The organism is Oceanospirillum beijerinckii DSM 7166 (assembly GCF_000422425.1).
GTDB classification, from domain to species: Bacteria; Pseudomonadota; Gammaproteobacteria; order Pseudomonadales; family Halomonadaceae; genus Oceanospirillum; species Oceanospirillum beijerinckii.
The window spans coordinates 65,822-90,568 of sequence record NZ_AULT01000011.1 but is presented as its reverse complement, the minus strand read 5'-3'; the positions used below and the strand labels follow the sequence as shown (position 1 = coordinate 90,568).

General features: G+C 47.9%; 19 protein-coding genes. 10 read left to right on the top strand and 9 right to left on the bottom strand.

The window, feature by feature from the left end:
• Positions 1-290: 290 nt before the first annotated feature.
• Positions 291-1,559 carry an MFS transporter gene (locus tag H579_RS0105255; RefSeq protein ID WP_051227321.1) on the bottom strand — a complete coding sequence of 423 codons (1,269 nt, stop codon included), beginning with the start codon at positions 1,557-1,559 and terminating at the stop codon, positions 291-293.
• A 155-nt stretch (positions 1,560-1,714) separates the two neighbouring features.
• Here H579_RS0105255 and H579_RS27610 point away from each other — a divergent pair, with 155 nt between their 5' ends.
• The gene (locus H579_RS27610) at positions 1,715-2,710 is read left to right on the top strand and encodes a LysR substrate-binding domain-containing protein (protein WP_051227320.1); all 996 of its coding nucleotides are present in this window, start codon (positions 1,715-1,717) and stop codon (positions 2,708-2,710) included.
• Here the strand turns inward: H579_RS27610 and H579_RS0105245 are convergent.
• Positions 2,707-4,347, bottom strand: coding sequence for a methyl-accepting chemotaxis protein (locus tag H579_RS0105245; protein ID WP_028299814.1), 1,641 nt, complete (start codon positions 4,345-4,347; stop codon positions 2,707-2,709). The two genes, H579_RS27610 and H579_RS0105245, sit on opposite strands and share 4 nt — an antisense overlap.
• Before the next feature lie 563 nt (positions 4,348-4,910).
• On the opposite strand from H579_RS0105245, the gene H579_RS0105240 reads away from it, so the two are divergent.
• A complete protein-coding gene (locus H579_RS0105240; protein ID WP_157834556.1) occupies positions 4,911-7,049 on the top strand; it encodes a 7TM diverse intracellular signaling domain-containing protein in 2,139 nt (712 codons plus the stop codon).
• A gap of 117 nt (positions 7,050-7,166) precedes the next feature.
• Here the strand turns inward: H579_RS0105240 and H579_RS0105235 are convergent, their stop codons facing one another.
• Together H579_RS0105235 and H579_RS24295 are read right to left on the bottom strand one after the other, a co-directional pair.
• Positions 7,167-7,856 carry a helix-turn-helix transcriptional regulator gene (locus tag H579_RS0105235; RefSeq protein WP_028299812.1) on the bottom strand — a complete coding sequence of 230 codons (690 nt, stop codon included), beginning with the start codon at positions 7,854-7,856 and terminating at the stop codon, positions 7,167-7,169.
• A 162-nt stretch (positions 7,857-8,018) separates the two neighbouring features.
• Positions 8,019-8,351 (bottom strand): hypothetical protein, encoded by a 333-nt coding sequence (locus tag H579_RS24295; protein ID WP_036565407.1) that lies wholly within the window; start codon positions 8,349-8,351, stop codon positions 8,019-8,021.
• A 615-nt stretch (positions 8,352-8,966) separates the two neighbouring features.
• On the opposite strand from H579_RS24295, the gene H579_RS0105220 reads away from it, so the two are divergent.
• The gene (locus tag H579_RS0105220; RefSeq protein ID WP_028299811.1) at positions 8,967-10,859 is read left to right on the top strand and encodes a methyl-accepting chemotaxis protein; all 1,893 of its coding nucleotides are present in this window, start codon (positions 8,967-8,969) and stop codon (positions 10,857-10,859) included.
• A 121-nt stretch (positions 10,860-10,980) separates the two neighbouring features.
• On the opposite strand, the gene H579_RS0105215 is transcribed toward H579_RS0105220, so the two are convergent.
• On the bottom strand, positions 10,981-11,742 hold the full coding sequence (locus H579_RS0105215) for a substrate-binding periplasmic protein (RefSeq protein ID WP_028299810.1): 762 nt from the start codon (positions 11,740-11,742) through the stop codon (positions 10,981-10,983).
• 173 nt (positions 11,743-11,915) lie between these two features.
• On the bottom strand, positions 11,916-13,181 hold the full coding sequence (locus H579_RS0105210) for a 6-phosphofructokinase (protein ID WP_028299809.1): 1,266 nt from the start codon (positions 13,179-13,181) through the stop codon (positions 11,916-11,918).
• A gap of 477 nt (positions 13,182-13,658) precedes the next feature.
• Here H579_RS0105210 and katG point away from each other — a divergent pair, with 477 nt between their 5' ends.
• From katG to H579_RS0105190, 3 genes are all read left to right on the top strand, one after another.
• The gene (katG, locus tag H579_RS0105205) at positions 13,659-15,857 is read left to right on the top strand and encodes a catalase/peroxidase HPI (RefSeq protein WP_028299808.1); all 2,199 of its coding nucleotides are present in this window, start codon (positions 13,659-13,661) and stop codon (positions 15,855-15,857) included.
• Between the two features lie 327 nt (positions 15,858-16,184).
• Positions 16,185-17,582, top strand: a complete 1,398-nt coding sequence (gene mpl, locus H579_RS0105195) for a UDP-N-acetylmuramate:L-alanyl-gamma-D-glutamyl-meso-diaminopimelate ligase (RefSeq protein ID WP_028299807.1) — start codon at positions 16,185-16,187, stop codon at positions 17,580-17,582.
• A gap of 215 nt (positions 17,583-17,797) precedes the next feature.
• Positions 17,798-18,430, top strand: a complete 633-nt coding sequence (locus H579_RS0105190) for a flavin prenyltransferase UbiX (protein WP_028299806.1) — start codon at positions 17,798-17,800, stop codon at positions 18,428-18,430.
• Positions 18,431-18,519: 89 nt separating this feature from the next.
• Here H579_RS0105190 and H579_RS0105185 read toward each other — a convergent pair whose 3' ends face one another.
• The 3 genes from H579_RS0105185 to H579_RS0105175 all read right to left on the bottom strand — a co-directional run bounded on the left by H579_RS0105185 (position 18,520) and on the right by H579_RS0105175 (position 21,378).
• Positions 18,520-19,374: a DMT family transporter gene (locus H579_RS0105185; RefSeq protein ID WP_028299805.1), complete on the bottom strand. Its 855-nt coding sequence runs from the start codon at positions 19,372-19,374 to the stop codon at positions 18,520-18,522.
• Positions 19,375-19,454: 80 nt separating this feature from the next.
• Positions 19,455-20,420: a GGDEF domain-containing protein gene (locus H579_RS0105180; RefSeq protein ID WP_028299804.1), complete on the bottom strand. Its 966-nt coding sequence runs from the start codon at positions 20,418-20,420 to the stop codon at positions 19,455-19,457.
• Positions 20,413-21,378: a GGDEF domain-containing protein gene (locus H579_RS0105175; RefSeq protein ID WP_028299803.1), complete on the bottom strand. Its 966-nt coding sequence runs from the start codon at positions 21,376-21,378 to the stop codon at positions 20,413-20,415. The genes H579_RS0105180 and H579_RS0105175 overlap by 8 nt, the downstream gene beginning before the upstream one ends.
• Before the next feature lie 375 nt (positions 21,379-21,753).
• Between H579_RS0105175 and H579_RS0105170 the strand changes: the two genes are divergently transcribed.
• The 4 genes from H579_RS0105170 (at position 21,754) to rlmH (ending at position 24,717) form a co-directional block, all read left to right on the top strand.
• Entirely contained in the window at positions 21,754-23,010 is a 1,257-nt protein-coding gene (locus H579_RS0105170; protein ID WP_028299802.1) for a glutamate-5-semialdehyde dehydrogenase, read from the top strand.
• 131 nt (positions 23,011-23,141) lie between these two features.
• The gene (gene nadD / locus H579_RS0105165) at positions 23,142-23,795 is read left to right on the top strand and encodes a nicotinate-nucleotide adenylyltransferase (RefSeq protein WP_051227319.1); all 654 of its coding nucleotides are present in this window, start codon (positions 23,142-23,144) and stop codon (positions 23,793-23,795) included.
• Between the two features lie 95 nt (positions 23,796-23,890).
• Positions 23,891-24,253, top strand: coding sequence for a ribosome silencing factor (rsfS, locus tag H579_RS0105160; RefSeq protein ID WP_028299800.1), 363 nt, complete (start codon positions 23,891-23,893; stop codon positions 24,251-24,253).
• On the top strand, positions 24,250-24,717 hold the full coding sequence (gene rlmH, locus H579_RS0105155) for a 23S rRNA (pseudouridine(1915)-N(3))-methyltransferase RlmH (RefSeq protein WP_028299799.1): 468 nt from the start codon (positions 24,250-24,252) through the stop codon (positions 24,715-24,717). The genes rsfS and rlmH overlap by 4 nt, the downstream gene beginning before the upstream one ends.
• The last annotated feature ends 30 nt before the right edge of the window (positions 24,718-24,747 follow it).

Here is a 24,747-nt window from a genome sequence, read left to right as displayed (position 1 = left end):
CCATTCCACCCGACGTCCTGTCAGCTCTTCCCTATGTTCCTGAATATCCCTATCGATTCCTATCTACATGTCCTTTTTAGGATTCCTTCCCCCATCTGTCATCCATAACAGATCCTATCCATCATCCTTGCAACGCGCACAGTCAGGGTAACGTCAAGGCGATTGCGTGATAATCGCAGCTCTTAACTTGCTCACTACCTTAAGGTAGTCACATTGCATGACTATAGAGTCAATATTGTGATTTTGTGACATTTCCAGCTAATCGCACAAACTCAACTTTCTGTCATGACTTAAACGCGGGCTTCTACTGCAGCGAAACGTTTTGGCGTCATCGGCAAGTGCACCAGCGCAGCCAGCAGGCCTAAGCCTGCACTCATACTCAATGCCAAACTGTAATCGCCATACCAATCAAACAAGAGTCCACCCCACCAGCTACCGAAGAAAGCGCCAATCTGATGGCTAAACATTACAATACCAAACAGAGACGCCAGGTTTTTAGTGCCAAACAGATGCGCAACACAACCGCTGGTTAGTGGCACGGTGGATAGCCATAACATCCCCATTACTATCGAGAACATATAAAAGGTTTCATAGGTCTTGGGCAGTACCATCAACAGAATAATCAATAGCGTTCGGGTGCCATAAATCAACGCCAATAAATAGGGTTGATGCCAACGATCCCCCGCCCAGCCCGCTGCAATACTACCAACAACATTCACCAGGCCAATCAAAGCAATCGAGTTAGTCGCCACACTGGCCGGTAAACCACACAGGTTAACAAATCCCGCCATATGTACGGTGATAAAGGCAACGTGAAAACCACAGACAAAAAAGCCAATATTCAGCAGTTGATAGTCACGTACCTTAAAGGCATCGCCAATGGCCTGCCAATTAAACAGAGGTTGCTTTTGCTTGCCAGCCATCACTGTGCTGGGTGGGTTATTGCCTGCCGAGCCTTCACTTTGGTCATCTTTACCCCCCTCACCTTTAGGCTCATCTTTCAGCAGGCCCGCCAGGGCAAATACGACCAAGGTAGTACCCGAAAAGATCAACAAGGTATCAGACCAACCGACCATAGGGTTTAACTGCCCCAGCGCAAAAGCATAACCAAACTGTCCCAGAGAACCTCCAGCACTGGCGACACCTAACGCCAGGGTGCGCTTCTGAACAGGAAAGCGTTTACCAACTGCCGCGAGCACAATCGGAAAGGTACTGGCACCAACGCCAACCCCGATAAATATAGCGTTACCCATAAAGAACAAACCGCCGCTTTCTGCCAGAGCAGATATCACCAGACCCAGCCCGTATAACACGGCACCAGCCAACAATACTTTCACTGTGCCGTAGCGCTCTGCCATCAAACCTGCAACGGGAGCAACCGCACCCCACATCAGGTTTTGTACCGCAAAGCCAAAGGCCAGCTCCGATTGAGGAATACCGATATCCTGATTAATCGTCGGGATTAACAAGCTGGTTGATAAGCGAATCCCCATGTTATAAGCCAGAATAACTGCTGCTGCAGCGACAACCCACCAAGGATTGATACGTAGAGTGCTCATAATGTTTGCCTAAGTCTATATGCTTTTACAGGGGGGTATCTTCATGAATCAAAAGAACGGAAACAAACGATTTATTTCCTCTTTATGGAATAGATTTTCTCATCTATATTGCTCAACTTGCTCAATAGCCGAGACAACTTATAAGAGGCTCTACCATGATCAAGGCGCCGCCGCTAAAAGCGATACAATATTTCTGCGTTGCAGCACAGCATTTGAGTTTTAAGGAAGCAGCCAATCAATTGTCGGTGACACCTGGTGCCGTTAGTCAGCAGGTACGGGTTTTAGAAGCCTGGTTAGGCGGACGCTTATTTGAACGGGCTACCCGTAGCATCACCTTAACCACGTTAGGACAAACCTATTTCAATCGGGTCAACCCTCTGATGCAGGAGACGATCGGTGTTACTCACTCAGTGCAACAGCTGACCTATAGCCGTACGCTCAAATTAGCAACGACACAATCCTTTGCAGCCCGTTGGTTAGGAGCTCATCTGAAGGAGTTTTTACAGCAAGATAGTGATCAGATAGGGGCCGGTGACTTTGGAAAACAGGCCGTAGGCAAAAAAGACCTTGATGGAATAGACGCCGAGAAAAAAGTAGCCAGTCCAAGCCAACAACCGAGCACTCAAAATCAGCGTAAGATGGATCTGCGCATTGTCTCTTCCAGCCATATTGAAGATCTGGCCGATGATGGTTCTGAGTTAGCGATTCGTTATCTCCCCCAACCAGATCCCACTCTAAGCTGTCATCGGTTAAAAGAGCTGGAACTAAGACCCGTATGCTCCCCTGAATATCTGGAGCGTTTCCCGGGCGTGCTCCATGGCGATCTGACCGGCTGCACTCTCGTGCACGATATTCTACACCCGGACTGGCACCGATTTTATCCACTGTTTAAGATGGACCATCGTCTCTTATCTGCCCTCCACTTCGATCATGCTCAGTTAGCGCTGGATGCGGCAGAGCGCTCTCTGGGGATCGCACTGGCAGACCAGTTACTGGCGGAGCAAAGTTTGGATTCCGGCCACTTGATCAGTTTTAGCCGCTTTATGATACCCGCTCACCGACACCTCTATCTGGTGCATAGCAATCGGGTACCCTTATCTGAACCGGCAGAACGGATTAAGCGCTGGTTAATGCAGACACTATCAAGCTAAACCTTAAACTTATTCAAGTGACCCGCCAGCACGGTAATAGATTGGTACAACTGATCCCCTTCACTATGTGTTTGATCTGCAAGCTGACTCAATTCAGTCGAATGCATACTGACATCATCAATGGTCGTCGTCATGCCCTGAATCACTGAGGATTGTTCTTCGGTAGAAGCAGCAATACTGGCGGACATATCGTTAATATTATTGATCGCCCCAACAATTTTATTCAGCGCTTCCGAAGCCTGACCGGCACTTTCTACCGTACTGGAAACCTGGCCATTAGCCTGCTGCATCGCTTGTACTGCATTGGCTACACCATTTTGTAAGCGATCAATCATCTCCTGGATATCCTGGGTCGACTGTTGGGTTTTAGAGGCCAAAGTGCGAACTTCATCGGCCACTACTGCGAACCCCCGACCCGCTTCACCAGCCCGCGCCGCTTCAATTGCAGCATTCAAGGCCAATAAGTTGGTTTGTTCCGCAATACCGCCAATCACATCCAATACTGAAGCGATGTTGTTGCTCTCCTGCTCCAGCTCGCTGATCTGCTGTACCACATTCTGCATATCAGAAGATAATGTATTGATCTGACTGGAAGATTGATCAATGGCTTGACCTGATACCGCAATATCCTTACTGGCCTGATTTGACTCACCTGAAGTGTGCTGGGCATTATTTGCGATCTCGTGAATCGCATTTTGCAGCTCACTCACAGCAGTATGGACTTGTTGGACGGCTTGCTGTTGGTGCTGAGCACTGCTTTTTGTTTGGCTTGCATTTTCTGTCAGACGATCAATCACCTGATTCATATTATTAGTGTGAGTTTGTGCTTCCGAGATCATCCCTTGCAGGAAGTCCACAAAGCGATTGACCTGGTGGGCAACCGCTGCCACTTCATTTTTACCCTCTGCAGGAATACGGCGAGTGAGATCACCGCCACCATCGGCAAGAGATGAGAGCAAGCGTTCCTGCTGTAATAAAGGCTTGACGATAAGGCCGCTAATATAAGTGGCTGCGATAAGGGAAATAAACAACGAGACCACTAATACAAGAAGCATTGTCTTTTCCTCCGTATTAGAGGATTGAGCAATCTTTTCAGCCAAAGCGCCCCCATATTGATCGATCTGCTCACCTAAAAGATCATACTGATCCCTAAGTAAGCCAAAGGCTTTGCCTTCACCCCCCTGAATTAAAGCTAACGCCTGCGGTATTTGGCCTTGATCCGCCAGAGAAAAGACCTGCTGCGCCTGACTTTGCCATTGAGACAGAGATTGCTTAAACGCCTGCTCAGAAGCCAGTGTCATACCTGCTTCTCCAGCCAACTGGCGCGCGGTCATCATACGCTTGGTTGCCTGTTCTACATTATCATTAAAATCCTGTTTTGCAGCTTGCTTATCACCACCACTTTGCTCAATAGTGACGTAATCACGCATCGCCGCTGCCGCCTGATACAGATCCCGATCTGCATTCAAAATGGCACTGGTAGCAGGATTTAACTTACCGGCTACCACTGCAGAGTGCTCACTCATTATTCGGATACCAGAATAACCAGTATAACCCAACAGCAATATCAACAGACTGAGCATGACAATAGGAAGAGCGATCTGCCAACGCAGGCTCAGCTTGGAATAGGTATTCATATGGAGGTCTCCTTAACCAAAACAGCACTTATTAATTAGCTTAGTCAATCCTTGGTGGGGCAGAGCTGCAATTACTCCTGTATAGCAGAAACCAGGAATAGGGAACAAAACTAAACCACTATGTGAGATAAAATAGCTTAACTGAAGACAAACAGGTGTAACCTGACTTTTCGCAAATAACAGTGATGATCAGAGCAGCTTTTGAGCCATAACCATACCATTTATATGGAAAATCTTCCCCAACATCTAAAGATGCTTGATACTTCTATGATTCTAATTATGATAGCGCTGCCTTGCAGATAGAGCAGTTATCAGACTGAAAGAGTCAACCATTGCTTTCAAGTCAAGATCATTGCCTTGAAAGTTATCGTGCTACCACCTGGGGAAAACGTTCAATCATCAGATTAATAGTGATTGAAATTTCATGGAGGAGGTTTAACCAGAATCTGCTATAAGCTTTAACAGTAAGATGCTTTTTTTTGCAGCTTTATTTCTAAGTGCGCAGGAAAGACTCTGATGATCACAGCAGAAATCGACTTCAGAAACAGTGGATACCTTTACAGTTGGCAAAGATTATAGCTCAGATGAAGTGCCTGAATATCAAATGGGTCGTTTTATTTTTAAGCTTGTACCCTATCAGTCTATTTGCCAGTACTCCTGTACTTTTGAACGATAACAGAGAGGAATACCCTCTCGGCCGCTATATTCAGCTATTGGAAGATGTCACTGGCCAACTGCAGATCGGTGACGTTATCTCCGCTGAATATCAGGGTAAGTTCAGGCCTAGCCGGATTAAGATTCCTAATCTGGGCATAACGGACTCCAGCTATTGGGTCCGATTTGATCTAGCCAACGAATCGGCCAAAGCGCAATCCTATTTATTAGAAATTGCCTACCCTCTGCATGACAAGATCGATCTCTACCTGTTCGATGCTTACGGTAATTATGAGCAGAAGGGAACCGGTGATATCTACCCCTTCTCCCAGCGGGATATTCTGCACCGTTACTTCCTGTTTGATCTCGAACTGCCAGCACTGGCCAACCGCACCGTGTATATGCGTTTTCAGACTCAGGGCTCAATGCAACTGCCCATGACGCTATGGAAACCGGAGGCTTATATCGAGAAGGTTAATATTGAGCAATACGTTTTTGGCCTTTATTACGGCGTTATGCTGGTGATGGTACTCTATAACCTGTTTATCTTTTTTAGTATCAGAGACCGTGCTTATCTGTATTATGTCGCCTATATCGCCTGTTTGACTGTGATGCAGATGTCATTAAATGGCTTCGCCTTTGAGTATTTCTGGTCAAACTATCCTCTCTGGGCGAACAAAAGCTTACCTGTGTTTGTCTTTTTGACAGTTTTTGCGGGCTACCTCTTTAGCCGCCGCTTCCTGGATACACGTAATACGATTCCGATGATGGACATTCTCCTATCGGCACTGCTCTGGCTGGCATTACTCGGTGCCGTGGTATCTATCGTCCTGCCTTACTCATTGATGATAATGATGAGTGCAGCACTGGCAATTATCAGTCCGGTCATTCTCCTATTAGCGGGCTTTATCTGTTTGGCCAAAGGAGGTTTATCCACCGGATACTATCTTACCGCCTGGTCATTATTGATCATGGGTGCCGTCGTCTATGCCCTAAAAGGGCTAGGCATTCTGCCCAGTATTTTCTATACCGAATATGCAATTCATATCGGCTCTGTGTTTGAAGTAGTGCTGCTGTCGCTGGGCATTACGAATCGTATTTCCACACTGGAACGCGAGAAAATCATTGCTCATCGGGCACTTCAATTAGAGCAAAAAATTGCCTTAGCCTTTGAAAAATTTGTGCCTAAGCAATTTGTTCTACGTGCAGGCAAAGACAGAAAAGGGCTGGAGTTTATCACCCCTGGTAATGTCGAAGACGGCTATATCACCATTTTATTTAGCGATGTACGCTCCTTTACAGAAATATCAGAGCCTATGACACCTCAGGAAGTCTTTAAATTTCTGAATTCTTACCTGGCACGGATGCAGCCCTCCATTCAGAAGAATGGTGGCTTTGTTGATAAGTTTATTGGCGATGCCATCATGGCGCTGTTTGAACTGGAGTCGAAACAAGACAGTGCCTACTCTGCAATTCAAGCTGCTATTGGTATGCAGAATGCCCTGGTGATCTACAACAAGCACCGTCGTAGTGTCTCTTATCCACCTATCGAGACCGGTATTGGCATCCACAGCGGTGACGTCATGATCGGCACGGTCGGCAGTAATGAGCGCATGGAGTTTACTGCGATTGGTAATGCAGTGAATGTTTCCTCCCGCCTTGAAGGCTTAACCAAATTCTACGGTGCTAAGATTATTGCCAGCCGTGAGACCATGGACTTATTACCAGACCGGGATATGTTTAAACACAGAATTCTGGATTGGTTGCGGGTGAAGGGCAAAACACAACCTATTGAGATCTATGAGATTCTGGAGACCGATTCAGGGCAGATGCAGGAAGCAAAGATCAAGGCCGAAAAATATATCGCTATGGGTTTACAGCATCGCCATAAAAAAGAGTTTGATCGTGCGTTAAAGTACTTTAACAAAGGTCTCAAGTTGTTCCCAAAAGATGAAGCTCTGAAGTTTCATTGTAAGACCTGCGCTCAGCTACTCAAGAATAAGGTTGAGCGTAATTGGGATGGTGCTATCGATATGAAGAGTAAATGATATATAACAGCTGGCGATATAAAAGAAAGAGATATGCCAAAGAATGGGCTGACAGCTTGCTCCTTCTGCTACTTTTTCTTTCCTCTGTCACTCAGTTATTAACGAAAATTGCCTAAATTAATAACTCTGGGCCGTCATCAGCGCAATATAGTGCTGTAAGTTACGCTCAGGACCCGTGTCAAAATATTGCTCTAATAGGGTAATCTGCTGCATACGATCAATACGAAATTCCCGATAGTCACCCCTCAAATGACACCAGGCGATCAAAGTCCATTTACCACCCCAATAGACCATACCTAACGGGTCGAGAACACGTTCTGAGTATTGGCCGTCTGCACGGTTATAACTCAGTTGGATCTGACGCTTCTCTTCAATGGCCTGACGCACCTGTTGACTGAGGTCAGCATCATTGCTTTGCACAAAATAGTCTGGGACCAGTAGAGTTTGCTGCTCAGCCAGGGCTTTCAGATCATCAGGCAGAATCGCGTTGATTTTGTCAATGGCACGACCAGCCGCCCCAGCCAGCTCCTTATCGGACCAGGCTTGAACCATACGACTCCCCAGTAATAGAGCGATAATTTCGGTACGGTCAAACATCAGTGGCGGTAACTCAAAGTTATGCCGGATGCGATAACCAATCCCTGCCTCTCCCTCAACAGGAATACCTGAAAGCTCCAGCGCCTGGATATCCCGATAGATGGTGCGCTCACTGACCTCCAGCTTTTCTGCCAATGTTTTGGCAGTAATTGCCATCCGACGTCCCCTTAACAGGTTAGTCAGTTGGAACAGGCGCTCAGCCTTATTCATTGGAGATCCTTCTTATTCATCGAAGCCTCTTACGACTGCATTTATTTAAGGTTTTACAGCACGGATTGATACCCAAGGTGATCAATCCGTGAATGCAGCATCAGATATTTTAGCGCGACTCTACCGGCTGAAAGCGATCAACTAAAGCTCTGCCAGGATCTATCAAGCGCTTTCTGCTTGTACACAGCATTCCAGTGCAGCCAGAACCTCAGTATGCTGCATAGAAACACTTTCGGGATCAATCAGCTGCATCAGTTTGCCGCAACATTCAGATTGCATAAAGGCCTGTTGAGCATGCTTAGCATCAGCCATAGTCTGCCAGTAAACAATATCACTCCACTCGCCTGTTTCTTCATTACAGCACAGAGAGCGATACAGGATACCAGGCAAGGTCTTAACAAACTCTTCCACAGCAATATTGCTTTCAAGGAAAGCATTTTTTTCTACGCCTGGATTCAGTTTAAAACTTACGATTTCTACAACATTGTTTTCCATGACTTTATTCTCTTAATTGTGCGGTATTTAAATATCTCTTTCGTCGTTTGACTGTACAAAAGAGGTTATGGCCTGTAGCAGAGTCTCTGCATATCTGAGGTCGAGATGCCCCGTGACAGGCGATAAATAGAGTCTAAGAGGAACCTACTGACAGGGAGTGTCAGGAGTAATTTAAAACGTTGCACCGGATAAAAAGGGTATAACCAAAGTTATGGCAATAACCCAGGTTATACCCAGCTGAGACACTGATTAAATCCTTTTATTTCAACAGGTTAGATTATCAAATTAGCTTTCTGCTTGTTTAAACGATAACTCAGGTTATAACCCCTTCCATTATCAGTGCTTTAACCTCTTATATATTTACCCTTTTAAATCAATTGATTAGAAACACTCTATCCTTGGCACCTGACTTGCTCTAGTCCTTGCTTGAGCTAATTAGCCAGCAAAAAACCATAACTAAAAATCAAATCAGGTGGGTGTCTATGTGGACTGCAGCAGTGACGATAGGGGATCAAGTGAGTGGACAAGCTTTTGAGCATCAGGAGCGATGGAGGATTGTCTCTTTAGTGAAACTCAATCTGATAACAATCATTGAAGTATAGGGGTCAGAAAGCGATGAAAACATCCCATAAAATCGCCTTACTGGCCTCCGTGATTGTGGTCACAACTTTATCCATTTTCTCCTGGGTACAGTACCAAAGCGCCCGACAGACACTGTTTGATAAAGCAGAACAAAGCACCCAGGAAGAGATGGGCATCTTAGGCCATCAGATTACCCATTGGTTAAACGGCAAGCTACGTCTGATCGATATGATGGCAGAGAGTATTAATCAGGATTTCAGTCGTGACAGAATTCAGCAGACCTTTGATAACCCGCTGTTGAAAAAAGAGTTTCTATTAATTTTTGGCGGCCTGGAGACAGACGGTAAAAAGATCTCCAATAACCCCAACTCCAAAAGTGAAGGCTACGATGCCCGCAAACGCCCCTGGTATCCGTTAGCCAAGCAGCATCGTCAGGCAGTGCTAACCAATCCCTACATTGGCGCGACATCCGGTGAGCTACTGATTTCAGCGGTGGCAAACTTCTACGACAAGGGTGAATTTAAAGGTGCTTTTGGTGGCGATCTGAGTCTGAAAGCCGTGTCCGAAGCTCTGAACACCCTAAGCTTTAACGGTACAGGCTACGCTTTCCTGCTGAATCAGGATGGCCGCATTATCAGTCACCCAGATAATACCCTCTATGGTAAATCGATATCTGAACTATTAGGTGATCAGTTTGCCGGTAATCAACCACAACTGAATCATAATCTGATTGAAGCTTCGGCTCAGGGGCAAGCGGTTTATACCGCGTTCCATCCTTTGGAGCAGCTGTACGGCAAACACTGGTATATCGGCGTTGTGCTGGAGCAGGATAAGGTAATGGCCGATGCTCAGCAACTGGGTATCAATGCCATGATTGCCACCGTGATCAGCGCTCTGATCTGCTGTGTGCTGCTGTACTACGCAGTAATCGCTCTGCTCAAACCACTGCATGGTTTACATGCTTCGCTGCTGGAGATTAACCGCGGTGAAGGTGATCTGACTCAACGTTTGTCCGTCAAGTCCAATGATGAGTTTGGCTTGGTATCCCAGGATTTTAATCACTTTATTGACCACCTGCAGGGCTTGATTAGCCGCATTAAACAGATCACTAAAGATGTACATCATAACAGCCAATCCACATCACAATCAGCTTCTACGGCTGCTGACAGCATTGCCGCACAGTTGCAGGAACTGGATAAACTGGCCCTGGCCACTCACGAGATGCATCAAACCTCACAGTCCGTCGCACAACATGCTGAACAAGCCAGTAACTCTGTGCATGCCGCCGACCAGTTAGCGGATAAAGGGACAAATGTGATGCTAAATACCCGACAAACCGTGGCAGATCTGTTTAATGATATGGAACAGGTGGTAACAACCATCCAGGAATTATCGGAGTACAGCAATAACATTGAATCCATTCTGACAGTAATTACAGGCATTGCTGAACAAACCAACTTATTGGCACTGAATGCCGCGATTGAAGCTGCACGAGCCGGAGAAAGTGGTCGTGGTTTCGCAGTGGTAGCAGATGAAGTCAGAGCCTTAGCGGCCAGAACTCAGCAATCCACCGAAGAGATCCACGATATGATTGTGCATCTGCAAAGTAGCGTACAGCGAGCCGAGAAGATCATCTTAACCAGCCGGGATAAAGCATCTGAAGCCCAGTCTGTTGCAGTAGAGGCCTGTGATGTATTATCTGTAGTAAGGAGGCATATCAGTGAGATCAATCAGGTAACGGTACAGATTGCGACAGTAGCAGAGCAGCAAAGTGCAGCAACCCATGACATCAATGCCAATACTCAACGCATCAAAGCATTGAGTGAACAGGTGTCGGATCAGGCTCAGGAGCAGGAGAAGCAATGCCAGGCGATGGCTAATTTAGCGGCTCAACAAGACCAGGAACTGAGCAAGTTTAAGGTCTGATCCATTTTAATGCCCAAAAGGCTTTAAAATTATGGTGCTCTTATTGCTTCCTGACATTAGGAGTCTTAAATATATCAGTGCTCAAGACTCCCAATGCGGCTGATCTTTTAGATAGACCCACTCATTTTGAATAGTAGCCAGAGAGCAGATTCTCCAACATCTGATCATAGGTACCGTCAGCTTTTAACTTGGCAAGACCGTTATTAAAAGCTTTCTGAATCTGCTCTGTCCCGGCTTTATTTTTCGGAAACAGAATAAAGCCATCCTTAGAGCTTAAGGGGCGAGGGTGATAGGCCACCTGATGAATCACATTAGGACCAAACTTGGTGCGTAGCAGTTCCAGGCCAACCACTACGTTGACAGGGAAAAGATCGATACGTTTTAACATCAGGCGTTTAAAGCTCTGTTCGTCGGTATTAACAACATCAAAGCGATCAGGGTTCTTCTCTTTATAGTCGGTAAATGCCTGCGTATAAAAATACCCCCGGGTAAAACCGATTCGGTAAGTATCGAGATCAGATACCTGCTCCCAATCAAAGTCATAGTTATGCGCCTTTACATAGAAAAAGTGCACGCTATTGGTTACCACAGTATCACTAAACAGGAAGTTAACGGCGCGCTCTTCGCTATACACCCACCAACTGGTGGCATCGTATTCACCGTTAGCCGTTTGATGTAAAGCACGCTTCCAAGGCAGAAAATCAAACTCTACCGAGTGCCCCTCTCGGGCAAAGGCTTCAGCGATCACATGACTGACAAAACCATAATGCTTGGCAGAGCTGGAACAAAGAGGGGCGTACTCACCGGTGGCAATACGAATCATCTGGCTGTGGGCACTAAGGGAGAAAAACAGCAGAAACAGACTGGCGAGAAACTTTTTCATTGCACGTTCCTTTCTGGGCAACTGTTTGCAGTATAGACCTACCGGATCTGATTTTACCGACGCCTGCTGTTATAACCAATCCTCAGGCATAAAAAAACCCTATCTTGTGATAGGGTTTTTCGGGCTTTTATTGTTACTCAGAGCGCTTTTAAGAGTGCTCTTAAGAACAAGTTTTAAGCTTCAAATTTTTCCAGCTTTTGCTCAGCCAGTACATGCTCCAGACGCACGTATTTAGGCAGACCAGTCTTTTCATCGTACGGCAGTTCAGCCTGACCACGAATTAATGGTTCCAGGTACTCACGACACGCTTCAGTGATGCCAAAGCCATCTTCAGTAATAAAGTCACGTGGCATAAACTTCTCAACGTTAGCCACTTGATCCAGAGGCGCTTCTTCGATTGTCCAGGCGAAAGGCGCATTGCTGGTACGGATAATCGCAGGCATAACCGCGTTTTTACCCGCTACAGCCATCTCTACAGCCGCCTGGCCTACAGCGTAAGCCTGGTCCAGATCGGTTTTGGAAGAGATGTGACGCGCAGCACGCTGCAGATAGTCCGCAACGGCCCAGTGGTATTTGTAACCCAGCTCTTCACGTACCATATTCGCCAGCGTCGGTGCTACACCACCCAGCTGGGTGTGACCAAACGCATCTTTAGTGCCCGCATCGGCCAGGAAGGTGCCGTCTTCGTAGTGCGCACCTTCAGAAACGACGATGACGCAGTAGCCGTGATCTTTAACACTCTGATCAACCTTCTTCATGAAGGCTGCACGATCAAATGCGATCTCAGGGAAGATGATGATGTGTGGTGGCTGATCTTCAGCCTGTTGAGCCAAACCACCGGCAGCAGCGATCCAGCCCGCGTGACGACCCATCACTTCCAGGATAAAGACCTTGGTAGAGGTCTCACACATGGACTTGATATCCAGACCCGCTTCCATAGTAGACAGCGCGATATATTTAGCAACAGAACCAAAACCTGGACAGGTGTCGGTGATTGGCAGATCGTTATCCACCGTCTTAGGTACATGGATCGCCTTGATTGGGTAACCCAGCTTTTCAGAGATCTGAGAAACCTTCAGACAGGTATCGGCGGAGTCGTTACCGCCATTGTAGAAGAAGTAGCCGATATCATGGGCTTTAAACACTTCGATCAGACGCTCGTACTGCTCACGATGCGTATCGATATCTTTCAGCTTGTAGCGACAGGAACCAAAAGCACCGCCAGGAGTGTGGCGCAGTGCAGCAACATCGTCATCAGAGATGGCATTGGTATCAATCAGCTCTTCTACCAGAGCACCGATAATACCGTTACGTCCCGCGTAGACTGTGCCAATTTTGTCGCTGTGTTTGCGTGCAGTTTCGATCACACCACAGGCACTGGCGTTAATGACGGACGTTACACCACCGGATTGGGCATAAAATGCGTTTTGCTTGCTCATCGCTGAATCAGGCTCCTGAAGAGTCGCTTAGGTTCATATATGAAAAAGGTTGCTAAATACCACGGCCCTCAGTTGTGCCCTAGTATTTTTAGCCACGAAAAAATGCGGGCAATCTTACTCGAAATTGTCATCTTTTGCATGGCTCTAAAACAGGTTTTTAGCATTCAATTATTAAACTAATGTTTTTTCAGCAGCTTAGTGCATTATCCTGAATAAAAAATAGTGGCTGGCGCAGCGAATTAGAGGCTTTTTACCAATAACCGTACTTGAGAATTAACCCGCAGTATAGGTAAAGGCTATGACCCTGATAGGAAAATCCAGATATCACTTTAGAAGAAAGCTGACTAGCTTTAATAGATACCCACGTTGTAGGGACCACCATGGATTTGCATACGACTCTTAATGATCGCTTAGCAATGTGGTGACCACTTCTAACGTTACGGGAATCTATTAACAAAGTGCGATAAGGATTTGATTATGAGCCAGAACAGCACATCATCCGGCCAATGCCCTGTGATGCATGGAGCCAACACTGAATCGGGTAATAGCGTGATGGCCTGGTGGCCCAATGCCCTGAATCTTGACATCCTGCATCAACATGACCGCAAGACCAATCCTTTGGGTGAGGATTTTAACTACGCAGAAGCCTTCAAAACCCTTGATCTGGAAGCGGTAAAGTCTGACCTGAAAGCGATGATGACCGAAAGCCAGTCCTGGTGGCCTGCGGATTGGGGGCATTACGGCGGCCTGATGATCCGTATGGCCTGGCATGCGGCTGGTTCCTATCGGGTGGCGGATGGTCGTGGTGGTGCCAACACAGGTAACCAGCGTTTTGCGCCACTGAATAGCTGGCCGGATAACGGCAACCTGGATAAAGCACGTCGTCTGCTGTGGCCGATCAAGCAAAAATACGGTAATAAACTCTCCTGGGCTGACCTTATGATACTGGCCGGTAATATGGCCTATGAATCCATGGGCTTTAAAACCTTTGGCTTTGCCGGTGGCCGTGAGGATATCTGGCATCCGGAAAAAGATACTTACTGGGGTTCTGAAAAAGAGTGGCTGGCCACTAGCGGCGGTGAAGGCAGTCGCTATAGCAGCGATAATAGCGGTGAAAGAGAGTTAGAAAACCCGTTAGCTGCAGTAATGATGGGGCTGATCTATGTTAACCCAGAAGGGGTTGATGGTAACCCTGATCCACTGAAAACAGCCGCCGATATGCGCGTTACCTTTGAGCGTATGGCGATGAATGATGAGGAAACGGTGGCGTTAACCGCCGGTGGTCATACGGTGGGTAAAGCCCACGGCAATGGCGATGCGGCTAACTTGGGGCCAGAGCCGGAAGGAGCGGATATCCACGAGCAAGGGCTGGGGTGGAACAATCATAAAACCCGGGGGATTGGCCGGGATACGGTGACCAGTGGTGTCGAAGGCGCCTGGACAAGTCATCCGACCCAGTGGGATAACGGCTACTTCGAGCTGCTGTTCAAATATGACTGGGAGCTGACCAAGAGCCCGGCGGGTGCTAACCAATGGCAGCCGGTGAATATCGCTGAAGAAGATATGCCGGTGGATGTGGAAGATCCATCCATTCGCTGTATGCCGATGATGACCGATGCGGATATGGCGCTGAAAATCGATCCTGAGTATCGCAGGATCTCTGAGAAATTCCGCGATGATCAGGCCTACTTTGAAGATGTTTTTGCCCGTGCCTGGTTTAAACTGACCCATCGCGACCTGGGGCCTAAGAGCCGCTATCTGGGCACAGATGTACCGGCAGAAGATCTGATCTGGCAAGACCCGATTCCAACGCCTGAGTATATCCCTAACGCCGCTGATATTGCCGTATTAAAACAGCAGATTCTGGCCTCAGGTCTCAGCGTTTCTGATCTGGTGGCGACCGCCTGGGACAGTGCCCGTACTTTCCGGGGTTCCGATTATCGCGGTGGAGCCAACGGTGGCCGTATTCGCTTAGCGCCACAAAAAGATTGGCAAGGCAATGAGCCGGAGCGGCTACAGAAGGTACTGAATGCACTGGAAGGTATCCAGTCCGCCTTTGGAAAACCGGTTAGCATGGCGGACCTGATCGTACTGGCCGGTAGTGTGGCAGTGGAAAAAGCGGCGCAAGATGCGGGTGTCGATATCTCAGTGCCTTTTGCCCCTGGTCGCGGTGATGCAACCGATGCCCAGACCGATATTAGCTCATTTGAAGTGCTGGAACCTGTACATGATGCTTTCCGTAACTGGCAGAAAGCTCATTATGCGGTGATGCCGGAAGAGATGATGTTGGATCGGGCTCAGCTTATGGGGCTGGCGGCACCTGAAATGACCGTTCTGGTGGGTGGTCTGAGGGTATTGGGTGCCAACCACGGCGATAGCAAGCATGGTGTTTTTACCGATCGCGAAGGCGTATTAAGTAACGACTTCTTCGTTAATCTGACCGATATGAGCTACACTTGGGAGCCAACCGGCCGTAATTCTTACAACATTGTAGATAGAAGCAGTGGCGCAACCAAATGGACCGCAACCCGTGTGGATCTGGTGTTTGGTTCCAACTCAATTTTACGTGCCTACGCTGAAGTTTACGCCCAGAATGACAATAAAGAGAAGTTTGTGCAGGACTTTGTCAAAGCCTGGGTGAAGGTGATGAATGCGGATCGCTTTGATCTGAAATAAAAGACTGAGTCTATCTTATCGCTGCATACGGCTACCTCAATCAGGTAGCCGTTTTTGTCTGAGGGGCTATTATACCGTTCCCGATAAGTTTCTTGATTTCAGGGGTTGGATAAGCGAAGCGCCATCCGACACTGACTCCGATACCGGATGATTGTCGGAAGGCGCCTTGCGGCTTTTCCGACCTACAACAACTTATCTGGTTTGGTATTAAATAGCGGGACAAGCTGGCAGAGGCATTAGTCGCTAGAGAATATTTTGAGTGCATCTGCCCTGCCGTGATAATCTGCACCGATCTTTATTCCCGCCGTCATCTTTACAGGAGTAGTCATGCATCTGCATATTCTCGGCATCTGTGGCACCTTTATGGGTAGTCTGGCGCTGTTGGCCCGTGAGTTGGGCCACAAAGTCACAGGCTGTGATGCCAATGTTTATCCCCCCATGAGTACTCAGCTAGAGGAGCAGGGGATTGAGATTACTCAGGGCTTTGATCCTCAGCAGCTGGAGCCAGCGCCTGATCTGGTGCTTATCGGTAACGCTATGAGCCGTGGTAATCCGGCGGTGGAATATGTTTTAAACAAGGGGTTGCCCTATACATCAGGTCCGCAGTGGTTGTCTGATCACGTGCTGCAGGGGCGCTGGGTATTGGCTGTCTCAGGTACCCATGGCAAAACCACTACCACTAGTATGCTGGCCTGGTTACTGGAATACGCCAAGATGGCACCGGGTTTTCTGGTGGGCGGTATTCCAGAAAATTTTGGCATATCGGCGCGCATCGGTGAGACGCCCTTCTTTGTTATCGAAGCGGATGAATACGACAGCGCCTTCTTTGATAAGCGCTCCAAGTTTGTTCACTACCAACCCCGTACACTGGTGATGAATAATCTGGAGTTTGACCATGCCGATATCTTCCCGGATCTGGATGCGATTCAGCGTCAGTTCCATCACCTGGTACGCACAGTACCCAGTGAAGGCCTGATTATTCACCAGAATAACCAAGCACTCTCCGAAGTATTGGATATGGGCTGCTGGACCGATTCCCAAAGCATTGCTCTTAATCCGTCAGTGGCCTCGGAAGATGACTGGCAGGCCACATTGCTAAAAGCCGATGGCAGCCGGTTTAAGGTGTTGTTTAAAGGTGAAGAAGTGGGCGAGGTGAACTGGTCCCTGTCCGGTCAGCATAATGTTGCCAATGCCCTGGCAGCCATTGCCGCAGCTCGTCATGTGGGTATTACACCTGAAATCGCAGCGCAGGGATTATCTGAATTCCAAAATGTAAAACGGCGTATGGAACTGCGTGGTGAGGTGAACGGTGTACGGGTGTATGACGATTTTGCTCATCATCCCACGGCGATTAACACCACATTAGATGGTGCTCGTAGTCAACTGTTGATGGATGCGGATCAGGCAAGTGAAGAGCCAGGACGTTTGATAGCCGTCATCGAACCGCGCTCCAATACCATGCGTCTGGGTACTCTGCAGGATCAGTTGGTGAACTGTACTCAACACGCCGATGAGGTGTTCTGGTATCAGCCGGAGGGGTTAAACTGGAATCTGGGCAGCGTAGTCGCCAACTCACCGGTACCGGCGGAATTGGTATCTGGCCTGGATCATTTGATCAAGCGTGTGGTGCAGCAAAGTCAGCCCAGTGATCGCATTGTCGTGATGAGTAACGGTGGCTTTGGTGGTATTCATCAAAAGCTGTTGGATGCGCTGGCAGCACAGTGATTCTTTCCCGAATGGCAATCGCCAGAAACTCAAAGTGAGTAAAATATAGGGAAAGAGAGTGTCATAACAGTCAGTGCAAATCATCATGTCCAAAAGAAGAGCGCACATTGATGATCTGATTGACGCTGAACAGAGTATACTTATATTGTCGTGCACTCGGGGTTGATGGTTGGGCTATAGGCTTGATCTGAGGCCCCGTTTTATTTGGAAGTGATGTGAAAAAAGATCTTTTATCTCCCCCGCACCGTGAACGAGTGACAGTGGCCCTAACGGGCGCGTCGGGTGCTCAGTACGGTATCCGTTTAATCGAGTGTCTGGTGGCGCTGGGTTGCGAAGTCTCCGTGTTAATTTCAAAGGCTGCGCATGTGGTCATCGCTACGGAAACAGAAGAGAAGTTTCCGGCGGATAGTCAGAAGCTGCAGGCTGCATTGTTAGAACGCTTTCATGCGGATGACGATCAGATCAAGGTCTATGGTCGGGAAAACTGGATGTCCCCCGTCGCATCAGGCTCCGGTGCACCTCATAAGATGGTGGTGTGTCCTTGTTCAACTGGAACGCTATCTGCAATTGCTACGGCCGCCAGTAATAATTTGATTGAGCGTGCCGCAGATGTCGCACTAAAAGAGCGTCGCCAGTTGATTCTGGTACATAGGGAAGCGCCTTACCACGAAGTGCATCTGCAGCATATGCTAACTCTGACACGCATGGGCGCGCTGGTTATGCCTGCCAGTCCAGGCTTTTATCATAATCCGCAGTCGGTGAATGATATGGTGGACTTTATTGTCGCCCGTATTCTGGATCAGCTGGGCTTTGATCAAAAGCTGATGCCAAGATGGGGCGAGGCGTAATTTGACCATGCTCATCTAATCTTTGGTCTGTCTGTGCGAATGGCTGCTTTCAATTCGCACAGGTGTCACATCGTTACACTTTTCCAGTCTTAAGTTTTCTTCTTTAGTGTCTCATTAGCTGCTGCTGCGATAATCAAACAGCCGCCTAGCAGAGTGGTTACTTCTGGCTGCTCCGACAACAGGATAAACGCCAAAACCGCACCATAAACCGGTTGCAGGCAGGAGATCAGGCTAACACTACTCGCCTTCAGAAAGCGTAGGCTATTGGCCAGTAGTGTATGAGGTGCAGCAGTAAAGATAGTGCCCAACAATAACAGTTGGAGCCACTGATCAGCATCCAGTGATAACACCTCGTCACTACTAAACGGCAACAACATGATAAAGACAAACAGTGTCTGCCAGCCCATAGTTTTTACCGGGCTGTGACTGCTGTAATACTTTTTCATGGTCAGGTTACGCAAAGTGAACAGCAACGCTGAAATCACACCCCAGAAGACTCCCATAGCGATAGGATCATCAGGGTTGAGTGATGGAGTCATCATTACCACACCGCCAACGACCAACAAGGCTGCAAACAAGTCACGTATCTGCAGGCGGGTCTTATTAAAAACAGGCTCCAGAAATACCGTGATTACCGGATAGGTGAACAGTGCCAACATACCCACGGTCACTCCCGCAATTTGCATGGAGTGAAAATAGGTGACCCAGTGCAGCCCCATTAAAACAGATAAACCGACAATACCTAGCCATTCTTTGCGATTATCAAAACGTAAAGACTTACGCCGCAATGATAGCCAGCCCAGCAGTAAAGCCGCTGCGATTAGACAGCGCCAAGTAGTGAGATCGAGAGCGTTAAGCTGCAAGGTCTGCGAAAAAATTGCGGTACCGCCAAACAGCAGCAACCCTAAATGCAGGCTGGTTAGCCCCTTTAGGTGATCGGACATAAGCTATCTTCTGATAAGTAGGTTGCGGACAAAAGAGCTTCAGAACAGCAGACTTAAACAATCCCTGTTAAACAAAACGACTACATCGAATGCTCTATAGGTTTTTGGGGAATCTTCAGCGTCCGGCTAAAGAAGCGGCCAGCATCCTCTCCTTGCTCTAAAGTCGCAGGATTCAGGTTAATATCTGAGGTGATATTATCCAGCTCAACCTGACTGGATAGCTTTTGCCAAACCCGCTCTTTGAGCACCAGACTGCCGTTAATAGAGGTATTAGGCAGTAAAAGCAGCAAAGTGTTTTCACTGATGCGATAGAGTTCATCACCAGTACGACAGCTATCTTGCATGGTCTGACTGACTTTCTTCAATAGTTTCTTAGCCGCATGTTCACCATGCTGACTGGTGTAATCATCCAATTCGCATAAGGTAACCTGAAGAACAGACAAAGGACGCCTGGTTTCTTTGGCACGGGCAACTTCTTCAACAAGCCGCTTATCTAATAAGCTTGAAGTAAAAGCACCTGTGGTACTGTCTTTTCCACTCAGTTGTTCCAGCACTTTAGTCTGCTTTTCCTGGGTAAATGCAAAGATAAAGCTAATGCCAGCAAACATCGCCCAATGGATGGTCAGCTCAGAGAAAAGAAAAGCGTTGGTTAAATCACTCCGAAACAGGATAAACACCAGGACAAAGGCCAGTAAACTGATACTGGCTTGTTTGACCGGCAAAATGAAATAGATAAATACCGGTAGCAGGTATAGCCATTGACGATACATGGGGTCATTCAACTGTCCAGCATTAAGCAGTACACACCCCAATAAAAACAACACAGGAAAAGCGATGAAGTTTGCCTTATCCCCTGGTTGCCAGAAGCGTATCAACGCCAGAACTAACACGAAGGGTGCCGTTAGGGCTGGCCATAAGATTTGATCATAATAACCCAATAGATAGTTATACCAAGCGGTTACCGCCAGTACTATAGCCAACGACAGATACAGGGCTGCAGTGACCTTCTCTCTGAGCAGGGCGATTTGGGGGCTCAACTCAAACATTATGAAATCCTTCCGTAGTATCCAGAAAATCACTGATCAGATACATGGGTGCATCATTTGCTTGCTTTACAGCTTCAGCGATAGCCTCCTGACTCTTCTGTAAAATTTCTTCTTCGGTGTCATGTTCACCAGGCAAAATAGCCGCAACAGCGATCTCTGGCGCCCGGTTACGATGAAACCGAGCACAAAAGTGAATGCTATCTTTGTAGTTAGCCGAAGGCAGTAAGGCCACTAGATAATCTTTGTGACGATAGAGCCGGTCAAAAGGACGTAGCTGCGGAAGGATATGATCACTTAAGTCTTTCAGAGTAGTGCGAGACTGATCATTGCGCCGTTGAAAACAAAGTACTGCCAAACTGGTATTTTCCCGGTCTGCACGGGCCAGTTCCCGTGGTAAATCCTCTTGCAGTTGTTGATAGTTGTAGGCACCGCTTTCGGAGTCGATACTGACCAAAGCCCGCAAATGCTGTTGTCGCTCACGACTGGTAAAGATAAAGATACAAGCGATGGTGGTCGCACTCCAGAACAGATACAGCACCTGCAATCGCTCCACCCCCTCCAACTGCACCGTACTGGAGAGATTAAATACGATGGCGTAGGTCAGCGTCAGCAATAGCGCCGGTTTAAACGATAGCAGGCTAAATAAGTAGAGCGGCAAAATATAGGCCCAATAGGCGCTCATCAATGAGGGGATCCAGTGCCCGGCTACACTGAAGCCACCAAATACCAGTAGTATCAGCAACGGCAATACCCGGCTGGGACGACGAACTAACCACATGTTGTAAGCGCCACACAGAAACAAGATCACCCCACCAATAGCCAGGATAACTCCAGCAGGAGGGATCAAGTCATTTTCCGGTAGAGCATTATAGAAATGATTCCAGCCCAATATCAGGCTACCGATGCCCGCCAGAAGAAAATAGCTGGCATTTAAACGGGCTTTATATTTGCTATCCATTCGCGTTATCGGCCTGTTCCTGTCACTGCTTATATAAGATATGAGGTCTCAAGGGATTATACCTGTTAAAGCTTTGAAAGGTAGGTACAGATCGCATTACTAAAATGGGCCACAGACCAAGGGCGATCGAAATACTTTTGTTAAAGTGTGTATGTTGTGCAAGCTCGTCTTCAGGTAGTATTTAGGCCTGCAGTTCAGGAGGACTACCCTTAAGCCTGAATTGTGATCCCACAGGGATCTTTAAAGCAGCAATAGTAGAAGGATTAGGCAAACGATACCCTTTTCTGTCCTTTGGTACGGAAAATATCAAAATGACTTCACTTCGCTGTGCTATGAGCAATAACCAAGATTAAAAAGGGGCTCAGGATTTAAATAATGAATATCAGTGAATATATGCAGGAAGTGGGTCGTCAGGCCCGTGAAGCATCCCGTGAAATTGCGAAAGCGGATACCGGTCTGAAGAACAAAGCTCTGCTGGCAACGGCAGAAGCGCTGGATGCGGCCCGTGAACAATTGGCTCTGGCTAACGAAAAAGATCTGGAAAATGGGCGCGCAAACGGCTTGGAAAGCGCACTGTTGGACCGTCTTGCACTGACACCTAAGGTGATCGATACCATGATCGAAGGCCTGCGTCAGGTTGCTACTCTGCCGGACCCCGTAGGGGAAATCACTGATATGAACTACCGTCCCAGCGGCATCCAGATCGGTAAAATGCGTGTGCCTTTGGGTGTGATTGGTATCATCTACGAATCCCGTCCAAACGTGACGGTTGAAGCCGCGAGTCTATGCCTGAAGTCCGGTAATGCGGTGGTTCTGCGCGGTGGCTCGGAAGCGATTCATTCCAACCAGGCGATTGCAGAATGTCTCGCTGAAGGCCTGAAAGCGGCTGGCCTGCCGGAAAGCACGGTTCAGGTCATTAAAACCACAGATCGTGCAGCGGTAGGTGAGCTGATCACCATGCCTGATTTTGTGGATGTAATTGTACCACGAGGTGGAAAGGGTCTGATCGAACGCATCAGTCGTGAAGCCTCTGTGCCAGTGATCAAGCACCTGGACGGTATCTGTCACGTTTATATTGATGCCCAGGCGGATCTGGAAAAAGCGGTTAATATCGCTGTTAACGCCAAAACACACCGTTACGGCACCTGTAACACCATGGAAACCCTACTGATATCAGAACAGGTGGCTGCTGAAGTCCTGCCTACATTGGCAGAAGCCTACGGTGAAAAAGGTGTTGAGCTGCGCGGTTGTGACAAGACCCGTGCTCTTCTGCCTAACGCGGTAGCAGCGACGGAGGAAGACTGGAGCACAGAGTATCTGGCTCCAATCTTATCCATTAAAGTAGTAGCAGGTATAGATGAAGCGATTACTCACATCAATCGTTATGGCTCACATCATACTGATGCCATTGTGACAGAGAGCTACACTCTGTCCCGCCGTTTCCTGGCTGAAGTGGATTCCAGCTCTGTGATGGTAAATGCTTCCACCCGCTTTGCCGACGGTTTTGAATATGGACTGGGTGCTGAGATCGGTATCTCTACTGATAAGATCCATGCTCGCGGTCCCGTGGGACTGGACGGCTTAACATCACAGAAATACGTAGTACTGGGTGATGGTCATATCCGTCAGTAGTTGAGCGGACTGACGAAAATCCGGCTGGACCAAGTGCCCAGATACTGTTTGGTATCTGGGCATTATTTTTATCCGTCATTTATTGCGCACCTGTATTACATACCTGAACTTAAAGAGCTTGTGAAAGATCGATGTCGACACTGAATAATAATCTGGTAGCGGTGATGGGAGGCACTTTTGATCCTGTGCATCATGGCCATCTACGTTCAGCACTTGAACTGCAGCAACTATTAGGATTGTCTGAGGTGCGTTTACTGCCGTGCCATCAACCCACGCACCGTGATCATCCCGGTGCAGATTCGCAACAACGTTTAACGATGCTGCAGTTGGCAACGGAGAATGAACCTGGGTTGGTTGTTGATCCCCGTGAGGTTAATCTGGATCAGCCTTCTTACTCGGTCTATACCCTGGAAAGTATGCGTCGGGAGTTGGGGGAAGGGACGGTATTATGTTGGGTACTGGGCGTCGATGCCTTTGCAGCCTTTACTCGCTGGCATCAGTGGCAGCGTATTCTGGAATTAGCCAACCTGATTGTAATCACTCGCCCCGGTTTTGAACTGGATGACAGCTCTGCTGAGTATCAACTCTGGCAAACGCAGCAGATTGATCATCACACACTGAGTGAGCATGTATCGGGGAAAATTATTCCGGTACGTTTACCCTCTCAGCTGGAAATCTCAGCAACTTATATACGCGAACAGCTGCAAGTCAGACAATCTGCCCGTTATTTATTGCCAGAGTCTGTCCTGAACTACCTGGAAAACCAGGGTTTATATCGAAAGTGAGTAATTTTTTAGCCTTTTTTGAACATAAAGCTACAAAGCCGCTCTAACTTATAAGACAATTGTCGGTCATCTGCTTAATCTACTACTGAGGTCCTATGCAAACTGAACAACTCAAGCAGCTGGTAATTGACTCGCTGGAAGAACTGAAAGGCAATGACATCGTTACTTTGAACGTTGCCAGTAGCACCAGCGTAACTGATTTTATGATGATTGCCAGTGGTACTTCTTCCCGACACGTTGCTTCTCTGGCAGAAAATGTCATTGTAAAAGTGAAGGAGCAAGGCGTTAAGCCCTTGGGCATTGAAGGCCAGGGCAGTGAATGGGTACTGGTTGACCTCGGTGATATTGTGGTGCATGTGATGCAGCCCAATACCCGTGAACACTACGACCTGGAGCGTCTATGGAGCGATCTGCCGGAAGATGCTGAACAAGAGAAGGCCGAGGAGGCCCTTTCTTGAAGGTAAAACTGATTGCGGTAGGAACGAAAATGCCCCGCTGGGTTGAGCAGGGCTATCAGGAATATGCCAAGCGCCTGCCACGGGAGTTCTCACTGGAATTGATTGAGATTCCACCGGGCAACCGCGGCAAAAATGCTGATATCGAACGTGCCATTCGCAAGGAAGGTGAATTGATGATGGCTAAAATCCAGCCATCAGACCATGTGGTTGCCCTGGAAGTACTGGGCAACCCCTGGAGCACTGAGCAACTGGCCGAACAGGCTGAACGTTGGCAGATGTCAGGGCAGGATGTGGCATTACTGGTAGGCGGACCTGAAGGCCTTGCTCATGAATGCAAACAGAGGGCTAACCAGCAATGGTCTCTATCTCCTCTGACCTTGCCTCACCCTATGGTTAGAATCCTGCTATCAGAACAAATCTATCGCGCCTGGAGTGTCATTCAGGGCCATCCTTACCACAGATAATTGATCAGTCAGGGTTACGGTAACGACCGG